This window comes from Pseudomonas sp. RIT409 (genome assembly GCF_003052515.2).
Taxonomy (GTDB): Bacteria; Pseudomonadota; Gammaproteobacteria; order Pseudomonadales; family Pseudomonadaceae; genus Aquipseudomonas.
Map to the genome: position 1 here is coordinate 116,954 of NZ_QARE02000016.1, position 12,059 is coordinate 129,012.

The 12,059-nt window shown below is 59.2% G+C and carries 10 protein-coding genes; 8 read left to right on the forward strand and 2 right to left on the reverse strand.

Annotation, left to right across the window (positions count from 1 at the left end; translation table 11 throughout):
• Window positions 1-4: 4 nt before the first annotated feature.
• The 5 genes from DBP26_RS19455 (at window position 5) to DBP26_RS19475 (ending at window position 5,483) form a co-directional block, all read left to right on the forward strand.
• A complete protein-coding gene (locus tag DBP26_RS19455; RefSeq protein WP_108239047.1) occupies window positions 5-892 on the forward strand; it encodes a metal ABC transporter substrate-binding protein in 888 nt (295 codons plus the stop codon).
• Window positions 893-1,026: 134 nt separating this feature from the next.
• On the forward strand, window positions 1,027-1,677 hold the full coding sequence (locus tag DBP26_RS19460) for an HD domain-containing protein (protein WP_108239046.1): 651 nt from the start codon (window positions 1,027-1,029) through the stop codon (window positions 1,675-1,677).
• Window positions 1,678-1,911: 234 nt separating this feature from the next.
• Entirely contained in the window at window positions 1,912-3,540 is a 1,629-nt protein-coding gene (locus DBP26_RS19465) for a methyl-accepting chemotaxis protein (RefSeq protein WP_177411092.1), read from the forward strand.
• Between the two features lie 141 nt (window positions 3,541-3,681).
• Window positions 3,682-4,845: a hypothetical protein gene (locus DBP26_RS19470; protein WP_108239044.1), complete on the forward strand. Its 1,164-nt coding sequence runs from the start codon at window positions 3,682-3,684 to the stop codon at window positions 4,843-4,845.
• 224 nt (window positions 4,846-5,069) lie between these two features.
• On the forward strand, window positions 5,070-5,483 hold the full coding sequence (locus DBP26_RS19475) for a serine kinase/phosphatase (protein WP_108239043.1): 414 nt from the start codon (window positions 5,070-5,072) through the stop codon (window positions 5,481-5,483).
• 171 nt (window positions 5,484-5,654) lie between these two features.
• On the opposite strand, the gene rimI is transcribed toward DBP26_RS19475, so the two are convergent.
• Window positions 5,655-6,107: a ribosomal protein S18-alanine N-acetyltransferase gene (gene rimI, locus DBP26_RS19480; RefSeq protein WP_108239042.1), complete on the reverse strand. Its 453-nt coding sequence runs from the start codon at window positions 6,105-6,107 to the stop codon at window positions 5,655-5,657.
• Window positions 6,100-6,909: an energy transducer TonB gene (locus tag DBP26_RS19485; RefSeq protein ID WP_108239041.1), complete on the reverse strand. Its 810-nt coding sequence runs from the start codon at window positions 6,907-6,909 to the stop codon at window positions 6,100-6,102. Before DBP26_RS19485 ends, rimI begins: the two co-directional genes overlap by 8 nt.
• 144 nt (window positions 6,910-7,053) lie before the next feature.
• Here DBP26_RS19485 and mksB point away from each other — a divergent pair, with 144 nt between their 5' ends.
• From mksB to mksF, 3 genes are read left to right on the forward strand one after another with little or no spacing between them, the layout of a single operon-like run.
• The gene (gene mksB / locus DBP26_RS19490) at window positions 7,054-8,331 is read left to right on the forward strand and encodes an Mks condensin complex protein MksB (protein WP_108239158.1); all 1,278 of its coding nucleotides are present in this window, start codon (window positions 7,054-7,056) and stop codon (window positions 8,329-8,331) included.
• Window positions 8,321-9,028, forward strand: a complete 708-nt coding sequence (gene mksE, locus DBP26_RS19495) for an Mks condensin complex protein MksE (protein WP_108239040.1) — start codon at window positions 8,321-8,323, stop codon at window positions 9,026-9,028. Before mksB ends, mksE begins: the two co-directional genes overlap by 11 nt.
• Window positions 9,025-11,859 (forward strand): Mks condensin complex protein MksF, encoded by a 2,835-nt coding sequence (gene mksF / locus DBP26_RS19500; protein ID WP_108239039.1) that lies wholly within the window; start codon window positions 9,025-9,027, stop codon window positions 11,857-11,859. Before mksE ends, mksF begins: the two co-directional genes overlap by 4 nt.
• Window positions 11,860-12,059 lie beyond the last annotated feature (200 nt).

The following is a 12,059-nucleotide window of genomic DNA, read 5'->3' on the forward strand; positions in this document are numbered from 1 at the left end:
CATCATGAAACGTTTGACGCTCCTGACCGCCGCGCTGGCGTTGTCGGGCCTGACCACTATCGTCCAGGCAAAACCCTTGGAAACCGTCGCATCGTTCACTGTCATCGCCGATATGGTGCAAAACGTCGGAGGGGATCATGTGCACGTGACCTCTCTCATCGGCCCTAACGGCGACCCACACGTCTATGAGCCAACCCCCAATGACGCCCAGGCACTGAAAAAAGCGGACGTGGTGTTTGTCAGCGGCCTGCACTTGGAGGGCTGGCTCGATCGGCTGATCACTGCATCAGGCTACAAGGGTGAACCGGTGGTGTTGTCCAATGGCATCATGACCCGCAGCATGGAAGAAGACGGTGAAAAGATCACCGATCCGCACGCCTGGAATAGCGCGGTCAACGGCATCGTCTACGTCAGAAATATCGTTAAAGCCCTGCAGAAGACCGACCCGCAGCATGCGGCGGACTACAAGGCAAACGGTGACAAATACATCGTCCAGTTGCAGGACATGGACGCCTATGCCCGCACTCAGATCAACGCCATTCCCGCCGCCCAGCGCAAGGTGCTGACGTCTCACGATGCGTTTGGCTACTTCGGTGATGCCTACGGCGTGACGTTCCTGTCGCCGCTGGGCTTTTCCACCGAAACCGAAGCGTCGGCCGCTGACGTCGGCAAGCTGATCAACCAGATCAAACAAGAGCACGTCAGCGCTTACTTCTTCGAAAACTCCAGCGACCCGCGTTTGGTGCAACAGATCGCCAATGCCAGCGGGGCCCATCCCGGAGGCGAGTTGTATGTGGAGTCGTTGTCCCCGCCCAATGGCCCGGCAGCCACTTACGTGAAAATGTTTCGCTACAACGTTGATAAAATGACCGCCGCCATGAAGGGGCAGTGACCACCGCCTGTTCCGCGCTGAACATCTGCTGGCATCGCAATTGCCAGCAGATGAGCGAGGTGTATTCCAGGCCGCCCGTCACATGAATCCTCTATGCTGGTAGCGGCTGACAGCCCCTATCGAAAGGACTTCCGATGAGCGCCCTCTCCTTCTCGCCGTTTCAAGACCTTGCCGACAAGCTGATCCCTCACACGGTGGCAGAGCGGCCCGACGGCTCCCATGACCTGTCACATCTTTACCGTGTCTGGAGAAATGTCTGCGCAATCCGCGACAAGGAAGGCGGTGACTCCGAAATCCTGCTGGCCGCAACGCTTTTGCACGACAGCGTGGCCGTGGAAAAGAACTCCCCCTTCCGCTCCAGCGCTTCTCGTCTGGCAGCGGCCAAGGCATCGGAAGTCTTGGCCGAAATGGGCTGGGACGAAGAGCGCGTCGAAGCGGTCTCCCACGCCATCGTCTGCCACAGCCATTCGGCGAACATCCCTCCCGAAAGTCTGGAAGCGAAAATTCTGCAAGACGCCGATCGCCTTGATGCAATCGGAATGATAGGAGTCGCGCGCCTGTTCTATGTCTCAGGGCGCATGGGCAGTCACCTTTATGAGCCGACCGACCCCCACGCCGAACACCGCGCGCTGGATGACTCCCAATATGCCGTCGATCATTTCACCACCAAGCTCTTCACCTTGGCTGACGGCTTTCAGACGGTGACCGGACGGCAGATGGCGAAGGTTCGGCACGAGCGAGCGCAGCGATTTTTGCAGGAATTCATGGAGGAAGCAGGCGTTTGATGGGGCCTTTGTGCCTAAAGCGCCCCTCAGTCACAGCGTTCTGGCACCCCTACACGGCTGGGCGACCACTCATCGCGCAATGGCCGCTGAACCACCACAAATCTGAAACATACAGAGAGATGTCATAAAGACATCATGAAACCGCTTTATAACCAAGTCTCCGATGTCCTCGTCGCTGAGAGTGGTGCTTTGAAAAGGTTATTGCGTGGGCTGTTTCGTACTTCGTCCAAGCCGATGTTCTTGCGGCGCTTCCGGATTACTCAGCGTCTGATCCTGTGCTTTGGGGTTACTGCATCGCTACTGGTGGCACTGGGCGCGTTCTGCCTATTTCAGATGCAGAGCATTAGGGATCAGGGCGAAGCCGTTCAGAGCGGTGCGTTGCCGAGCATTGCCATGGCCGACGCAATAGCGATTGATCTGAGCAAACTGCGCGGAGAAAGCGCACGCCTTATCGCCAACGCAGATGACCCGAGCGCGATGGTCACCAGCAAGATCAACGTCGAGCAGTTGAAGAATGAAGTCGAAAAAGGCTTCAGCGACTACCTTGCCCACGCGACCGACAGCACAGAACGTGATTCCATCAAGGCGCTGCAAGACGCCTACAAAGCATTCATGCCGGGACTGCATGACCAGATCGGCATGATCGAACAGAGCAGAATCAATGACGCGCGCATGCTGCTCAATACGACACTGAGCGTACAGGGCGACCTGATGGACATGCAGGTGCAACTGCTCCGCGAATTGAACAAGCAGGGCGCGGCCACGGCGGTGGAGGGGGCGGGCCGCCGGTTCGAGCAGGCGCGCATCATCGCTGTCAGTGCCATCGCGGTTGCGCTGGCCCTGACGCTGTTGCTGGCATGGCGCTTGAGCCTGAGCATTATCAGGCCACTGCGCCAGTCACTGCAGATCGCCAGCACCATCGCTCAAGGTGATCTGAGCCCGTACCCGGTACCGGACGGCAAGGATGAAACAGCGCAATTGCTGAAGATGCTGGGCCAGATGCGTGAAAACTTGCACGTCACCCTCGATCAGATTTACGCCGCGGCCGGGCAGTTGGGCCACTCGGTGCAGGAAATGGGTGCGATCGCCGAGGCCAGCGCCCGGAACTTGCAGATGCAAAACGATGAAATCGAACAAGCTGCAGTTGCCGTCAACCAGATGAGCCAGGCCGCCGTCGAAGTGGCCGACAACGCCAGCAACACCTCTACCGAATCGAAAGCGTCGAACGAGGCGGCCGCGCAAGGCCGCACGCGCCTGTCGGGCACCATCGACTCGATCAAGGAACTGGCGGACAACGTGCTTGACTCCTCCCACCAGGCCGATGGCCTCGCCGAGCGCACCTTGAGCATCAGTAAAATTCTGGAAGTGATTCGCGCCATCGCCAATCAGACCAACCTCCTCGCGCTGAACGCCGCCATCGAAGCCGCGCGGGCGGGCGAGGCCGGTCGCGGATTTGCGGTGGTGGCCGACGAGGTCCGCTCGCTGGCACAACGCACGAGCGCATCGACCACCGAAATCGAAACACTGATCCACGACGTACAGAAGAGCACCCAAGACACCGCTGAAACCTTGCGCATTACCGCGGCCCAAGCTAGCCAGACCCTCGAACAGGCGGCTGCCACCAGCCAGGCGCTGACCGTGATCATCAGTTCGACTTCCACGATCAGCGATCGGAATCTGCTGATTGCCAGCGCCGCCGAACAACAAGCCCAAGTCGCTAGCGAAGTGGATCGCAACCTGAGCAGTATTCGCGACCTGTCGGCGCAATCCGCTTCCGGCGCCCAGCAGACAACCGTCGCCAGTCATGCACTGGCGATGCTGGCAACGGATCTGAACAGCATGGTGCAGCGGTTCGTGCTGTAACTCGGAATGTCCTGCTTTATTGGGAAGCGTGCATTTGAAAGGCCGGTAAATTCGATTCGGCATATTTCCAGTCATGTCCGCGTGTTTCATTATTGGTACACACCCGCTCAGACGGGTGCCCACGCCAACAAGGACATGAGCATGAAGAAAACCGCCGCATTGAGCGCCACCCTCGCTGCATTCACGCTGAGCATCTGCGCCCACGCAGAGGTCAACGTCAACCTGGGCAGCAAGGAGCGGGTCACCCGCCTTTTCGCTTATCCCAACAACTGCAATGTCATCTGCTTCCAGAACTGGACGTTGGAGCAGACCGCCGAGCATTACCTGACGCAGAGCGTTCAGCGCGACGGCTACACGAGCGCAAAAGTCAGCGTTGTGAACGACAACGATCAGCTCCATGCGACCATCAGCGGCGTGCCAGACGGTTATGACAAACCGCTCACCCAACTGCTGGACGCCGGTGAGAAGGCCTACGACGGCGCTCAGAAACTCAATGCCGCCGGCAAGTTTGCCTATAACTGGTACCTCTTCCTGCCGCTGGGGATGGCGTTGGAAAACCGTAAAAGTGTCGAACTGCTGCATTTCCCACCGGATTACTCCCTGACGCAGGCGCAGGACTACCTGCGCTCGGCCACTACTGATCGCTGGGCAGCGCTGCTGACCGACAACGGCATTCCCGCCGACCAGACGCCTGCCTATCAGACCATCATCGACATCGCCCCCATCGCCGCCCCTGCCAATGCGGGTAAAGACCTGGAAGGCGTCTACGGCTACTTCACCGACTACCAGACCACGATGGTCAAAGAGGTCAGCTTGAGTGCAAAAGGAACCTCTCTGCCCATGGTCGCCTTTGGTGCCCCGGTGCGCAGTTGGATCAAGGAGCAGTACAAAGCGGAAGTGCCGGTGCTGGGCCTGGCAACCATTACCCCCGCAACGGGACAGAACGTCTCCGTGATCGGGTCCAATCATCCGAGTTACATCTGGTACGCGGCTGACAAGAGCAACTATGGCGGCGATGAAACCAAAGCCGATGACGCCGGCTTGAAAGTCATGGGCCAGGATTTGAGCGCCGCGTGCTGGCAGGCGGGAATGGGCCAGAACCCATCGTCAGACGCCGCTGCGCTGCTCAAGCAATGCACGACGAAATGGCAGGTCACCCAAAAGGTCGACACCTGCAAGTTGTTCTACACCTCGATACGCAACATGACGCCTGATCAGGCCGCAGCGAAATGCCGGACCGGCTCGGTGGGGCGCCAGCTCGATCAACTGCGCAAGCCGTTGCCCGAAATGAAGAAGCAAGCCTGACCCTCCTCCGTAAAACCTGGGCTGGCCTGCGGTGGCGGATGTGAAATCGCCGCCGCAGGCCAGCACAGCCGCTGGTTAAGAAGCATCGGTTTGAGCCCACCGCGACGAATCCGACATCCTCCCCGCTAAGATGGCCCATAGCCCACTACCGGTGAGGAACCGGCGCGGAATCTTCATCGCCAGTGCCGGTCCACCCAGAAGACCGACCGTAATGAGGATCTGCCATGAACGACTCACGCCGCCCTTTCGGCGCCACTCAACCTGAACCCATCGATGACAACGAAGACCGCATGGGGTCGATGGAAGAGCTCAATTTCAACGACAACAACGAACCCAGCGGACGCATTGGGGACACTATTCCCGAAGACGAACTGCAGACCTACATTCCTGACGAACGCGCCCGTGAAGCTGGCCTGACGGGTGCATCGACAGACGACCACAATCCGACAGACGATGACATGAGCCCTGAAACGCTGATCGGCGAAGACGGCGCCCGATCGGCTCGCGAAGAAGGCGAAGGTGGACCGGCCGACTTCGACCTGAGCGTTGTGGATGAGGATGAAATCGGCGCAGGTAGCGGGCTGGATGAAGAAGAGATGGCGATCTTCGACCCGCTGGATGGCAAGCCTGAAATCTGAGTTCGGCTTGCCGGCACGTCCAAAGCCGCACGCTCTCATGTTGCAAGCCCGCGGCATGAGAGCGAAGAGGCTGAGTCATTCGACCGCTCGAACATGAGGCAGTGGCAGGGAGACGCTCAGGGCGCACCACTTTCTGGTCTGTACGGCTCGGCCGCACGCGGCGCGACGAAATCAATCCGTCAACGTACAGGCCATAACCAACGCATCTTCCCGGCCACCAGTAGCCGGATAGTAATCACGTCGCCGCCCCACTTCGTTGAATCCATACCGCTCGTAAAGCCGATACGCCGACTGGTTGCTGGCGCGCAGTTCGAGAAAGCACTCACGCCCGTTGAGTTCAAAGGCGCGCTTCATCAGTTTGTCGAGCAGCAGCCATCCGAGGCCACGGCCCTGGCTTTCTGGTTTGACGGTGATGTTGAGCAGATGCGCCTCGTCGATGATCACGTTGATCACCCCATGCCCGACCTGCTGATTGCCTTCGAACATCAGCCAGATCTCATAGGATTTGAGCCCATCCAGAAAAATGCCCCGCGTCCAAGGATGACTGAACGCTGCATATTCAATTTTCAATACCGCATCCAGGTCGGCCTCGGTCATGCGGCGAAACGTTACGGCATCACTCATTTACGCTCTTCCAACGTCCCATCAATTTGCGCATGGCACGCCATACGTCGGCCTTGCGCTGAGGCTCGTCCATCAACAGCTCCAGACCCGGCAGCGCCCAGGCCAGCCCCAGACCATCGATCTGGAAATCTTGATTGTAGGATTCGGCATCCGACTCGCCGGCAAAACGGATCGCCGGAAGTCCGACCAACCACAGGCAAGCGCAAGGCGCTTCCTCGACGCGGGCGTAGAGAAACCCTTGAACGAAATCCCTCGCAGCGTCCGGCCCCTGGTCCATTTGCCCGCGCATCAGCAACGGCCAGCTCACGGGCTCGCCGACGATTTGCGGGCTGTCCGGCAGCCCAGCCGCTCGCAACATGTCCTTCAGCAACAGATAGGAAGGGTCGCGGCTCTGAAACGGCTCGCCCGTGACGAGTTCGACCAGCAGCAAGCAACTGCCGGCCCGCAGCAGTTGCAGGGCAAAACGAGGAGGAGGCACGACCGGTGCCTTGTTAACCACAGGCGCAGCGTCGTCCTGGGCCGCAGGGGTGGCAGACGCCTTCGCTGGCACGGACGGACGGGGCACCTCGATTTTTGGCCGGTCGCCGGACCGAGCGACGGGCACAGTGCCGGCCACAGGCGCCTCGCTGTGCCCGGGTGCAGGCGCGGCTGGCCGGGGCGCGTCCTCGACTTCGTCGAATACCGGCAACGGCGCAAGCAGCTCCGCACGTGACGGCGCAGCAAAAGGCAATTCGGTACGCGGCAGCCAGGTGACCACCTGCATGGCGGACAAAAAGGCGCGGCGGCGAGGCTCGTTGAGCAAGGGACAGCCACCTGTGGATAAAGTCAGGACGCAGATTCTACAGACCTTCGACGAATCACGCCGCAGTTGATCGACTGAGGGTGAAAACCAAAGGCTGCGATGCAGTACAATTGCCGCTTTTATTTGCCAACCAGCGGCCCTCCGATGATCGAACCTAAGCGCGTCTTGCGCGCCCTCGCCGAGCACTGGGCGCTTCTTGAGCCACTGTGCGAGCACTTCGACCAAGGCACCCTGAGCCTGAGCGAACTGCGTCTGCAACTGGCCGCCCAGCAACTGGAAAGCACGCCACAAGACATTACCCACCTGCTAGACGTGTGGATTCGTCTCGACATTCTCGTTCCCGTGGCCAAAAGCCCGAACCGGTTCGAGCTCAACGCGCAGATCCATGACTTCCTGTCGTACTTGCGCCGCGAACACCGTCTGGGGCTGTGCCTGGAAATCGAAGCCTACCTGCGTCACCTGGAGCGCCTTGCCGGCTACATCCAGGAAGCGTTCGAAGCTCGCGACGCCAATGATCTTGCGCGCCAGTTGCGCCTTCTCGACATGCGCGTGCGCGATGTCTTGAAAAAACTCGCCAACGACGAACAGGCGTTGGTCTCGGTGGCCGAACGGGCCAAGACCAGCGACCGCCAGATTCCACTGCGCCAACGCTACGCCGAAGTGCTCGCGACGTGGGACGAATACGTCGAGCCGATGATTCAACTGGTGAACGCGGATGGCGCCTTCGAACAAGGCGTGCGCAAGGTCGAGAACGTGTTGCTGCGCATGCTCACCGACCAGCAGCGCCTCGGGCACTTGGTCGACGACGACATGCTGCTGCGCACCCATGCCCGAATCCTGGAAATGCAGACCAGCGCCCAACTGACGCTGCGCCATGCGCGCGAATTGTTGCTGCCGTTGCGGGAAGAGGCACGCCGCCATAACGCCGTCACGCGCGGCGCCGCGCTGGCCTTGGCAGCCATCCGCCGCAAAGGCATCGACGCAGTGCCACAAGCCGCCATGCCGTTGTTCACCCGTCCGCAGAGCACCTTTCTCGGCAGCGCGAACCAGGTTGAGGCCTATGTGTACGCGTTGGCTCGTTTCGAACCGAAACCCGCACGCTTCCCCAAATCCAGCGTTACCCGCAAGGGTGAACCGCCTCGGGCGCCGCGGACGGTCAAGGAAATGGTCGAGCGCTGTGAGGAAGCACTGCCGATGCCAGACCTGATGGTCTGGTTGCTGGAGCAAGAGCCGACCGGTGCAACCGATGAACTGCTGTACTGGTTTTCGCGACTGTCTCGTGAAAAACGTTTCAAACGCGAGCGCCTGGAACGCCGCGAGTACCTCACTCAGGAGCACCGCGTCAGCCTGCGCTCCTTCGCCCTGCTCTCAAGCAAAGACGCCACCCAAGAGAATTCAGAGGGCACCGCCCATGCATCTTGATCTATCCGAAATGTCCCAACTCGCACCGATCTTTCGCGAGTTGTTCAAGGGCTACCACATCAGCCGCCGAGACCCCGAGCTCTACGCTCAGCTTTCCAACTCGCAGGATCAGTACCGTGCGCTGTTCAAGGCATTGGGCTTTGAACTCATCTGCGATACTCGCGGCTTCTATTACTTCGTCCCGGAACTGGCGGCTGCACAGGTCAACAAAACCGCGCAACGCCTGGCGCTGTTTACCTTCATTCTCGTCGAACACTTGGCCGATCAGGGCCGTGATCCGGTCGCCGTACTCGATGGCGGCAGTCTGGGCCGTGACGAACTGCCATCGCTGCTGGAGAAATACCGCGATCTGTTCCTGCAAGCGGAAGTGCAGACCCAAGAAGAGCTGGAAGAGAAAATCATGCGTCGCATGACCCAACTCGGCTTCGCGTCTGAAGAGGTGGGCATCTACCGCTTCCTGCCGCCGATGCACCGTTTCCTCGACGTCTGTCTGTCGGTTCAGCAAGACCGTGACCTGGCTGCAAGCCTGCACAGCGATCTGCCACTGCCGACGCCGGTCCTGATCGACGATGACAGTGATGAAAAACTGCTGCAGACAGACGACCCGCTCGACCTCAGCGAGTTTGACGAAACGCAAGAGACCGAAGAGCAGGCTCTGGCCCGCGCGATCGCCGAAGAACAGGAGCTAGATGCATGACTCAGGAACGCTACGGCATCCGCCGCTTCGCCCTGCTCAACACCGCCGGCTACAGCCTCGGGCTGTTTCCGCTCGAACACCCGCTGTCGGTGTACGGTGCGAACAACCTGGGCAAGAGCGCGTCCATCAACGCGTTGCAATTCCCCATTCTGGCGCGCATGTCGGACATGTCCTTCGGCAAATACAGCCTTGACCAGTCGCGCCGCTTTTATTTCGCCTCGGACACCAGTTATATCCTGGTCGAAGTCGCCCTTCCCCATGGCCCGCATGTCATCGGGGTCGTCGGGCGTGGCCCAGGGGGTGGCTTCGGTCACCAGTTCTTTGCCTACGCGGGCAAGCTGGACCTGGCCCACTATCAGAAGAACGACACCTGTCTGCGCCAAAAAGAACTGTTCAGCAATCTGGAAAGCCAGGGGCTGAAAGCCTACGAACTCAAGCCGGACGAGCTGCGTCGCCTGCTGGTGGGTGGGCATACGTCCATTCCTTTGGACCTGACGCTTATCCCGCTGCGTTCCACCAGCGAACAAAGCCTCAAGACCTTCCGTGCACTGTTCATCAACCTGCTGCACATGCGCGAAATCACCGCGGCCAAGCTCAAGCAACTGTTTCTCGACGCCTTCGAACACAGCCTCAGATCCGGCAGTGTCGATTACATCGCCGCGTGTGAAGAAGCCTTCCGCGATGTAAGGCGCATGGAACAGGATTACAACGCGCTGGTATTGGCTGGCCCATTGGTTGAAGCCTTGGCCAACGGGGTGCAACAGCGGGACATTCTTCGCGGCAAATTGCATCGCCTCTCGCCGCTGCTCGACTCCCTGCTGGGCACCTGGCAGGACTACTCAAATGCTCGCAAGGAAGAATTGGTCATTCAGGCCGAGCACTACCGTGGCGAGCAGGATGCCTTGCAGAACGACCAGCGCGGCAGTACTCAGGAGCTCATGCGCCTGGAGCGTGAGATCAGTAACGTTCAGCGTTGGATTGGCGAATTGGCCGTCCTCAAGAACCGCTTCGCGCTGATCGATGACGTTAAGATCCTCGAGCAACAGTTGCTGGCCGCCAAAGACGCACATGACGAACTCGCCGGTGCACTGGCTCAATCCCGTCAGTTCAGCGCCGAAGATCTGGATGAACGTGTACGCGATCTGGAAAAGCGCCTCAAATCGGTCAAGCAACAGCTCGATCATGCGGACAACAACAGTTATGCCCGACTGCGCGAAGAGTTTTCGCAACCGGACGTGGAGCGCTTGATGCGCCTGTTCAACGGTGCGCTGTTCAGCTTGCCCTTGGGTGAACAAGGCATTGCGTTGGATGACAACGACGCGTGGGTCAAATCGTTGGAGGCCGTCCTCGATGCCTTCAAGGGTGAACGTTTCGAAGTGCCGGGCCTGTCGATCAACCTTTCGCATATCGACCCTCCCGCATTGCAGGCGCTGGCTGACCGGGCCGCATTGCGTGACCAGAAGGAACGTCTGGAAAAAGAACTGAGGCAACTGAAGACCCAACAGGCCGTGGCCTCTGACAGGGCTGCGAGCAAGAGCCAAACCGAAGCGCTTTATCAACAAGTGCTGGATGCGCAGAAAGCGCTGGAAGACTTCCGGCGCACTCAAACGCTAAGTGCAGAAGAAGGCGAGAAGCTCGAACAACTGGCGCAGATGGAAGCCGCCCAGGACGAGCTCAAGCGCTCCAGCGATGCCTTTACCGAGCGCGTACAGCAACTGTCGGCCAAGCTGCAATTGGTAGGGCGGCAGATTGGCGATCTGGAAGCCAAACAACGCACGCTGGATGACGCTTTGCGTCGTCGTCAGCTACTGCCTGCGGATCTGCCATTCGGCACGCCGTTCATGGAGCCTGTCGACGACTCCCTGGATAATCTGCTGCCGTTGCTCAATGACTATCAGGACAGCTGGCAGGGCCTGCAACGCTGCGATGGCCAGATCGAAGCGCTTTATGCGCAAGTACGCCTCAAGGGTGTGGCGAAGTTCGACAGCGAAGACGACATGGAACGTCGCCTGAAGTTGCTGATCAACGCTTATGCGCACCGGACCGACGAAGCGCTGACCCTCGGCAAGGCCCGTCGCGCTGCCGTTACCGACATTGCGCGGACGCTGCGCAACATCCGCAGCGATTACGACAGCCTCGAGCACCAGTTAGCGCTCTTCAACCGCGAAATCAACCGCCGTCAGGTCTCCAACCTGGAAAGCTTTCGCATCGTACTTGCGCCAAACAAGGAAGCGCTCAAACACATCGATCAGATCATTTACAGCGCCGGTCAGTACGAAGAAGGCGAAACCCTGTCGGTGTTTGATTTGAGCCAAAGCGCCGAGCAAGACAACAAGAACGAAGAGGCCAAAGAATATCTGGCGCGTCTTGTGGCGGCGAACCACAACCAGTTGGGCCTTAAAGACCTGTTCGAATTGGCGTTCGAGATCACCAAGGTCAATAGTCAGCCGGTTATCCACACCGACATCGATGGCGCTGCATCCAATGGCACGACCATGACCATCAAAGCGCTGACCAATATGTACCTGTTGCTGCACTTGATGGATCGCGACCTCGCCGGTCGCGTCCGCTTACCGTACTACCTCGACGAAGCAGCAGACATTGACGAAAGAAACCAGTCTGCCCTTCTGGAAACCAGCCTTCAGCTTGGCTTCGTACCGATCTTGGCGAGCGTCAAGCCTCAGGTATCGGCGCATGTGGCCATCGACCTAGAAGGCGGCACTGGCCCAGCCGGTATTTACATCGATGAAGCTGACTGGAAATACATCCGCCGCCGGGAAGAGATGAGTACAGTGAAGACTGCGGAAGTGGCGGAAGCCTCTGCCGAATAAGGATGTTGAGTCGCGTTAGAAAGCCCCACAGCAATGTGGGGCTTTTTTATGGGCATTATGAACGATGCCCGATCAGTCGAGGTGACGCTTAGCAGCACCGCCAACTGAGACATGCGGCCGATTATAGCCTCCCGGAAAAGACAAAACCCCGTCTGCTTTCGCAAACGGGGTTCTGCAATTGAATCTTGACGATGACCTAC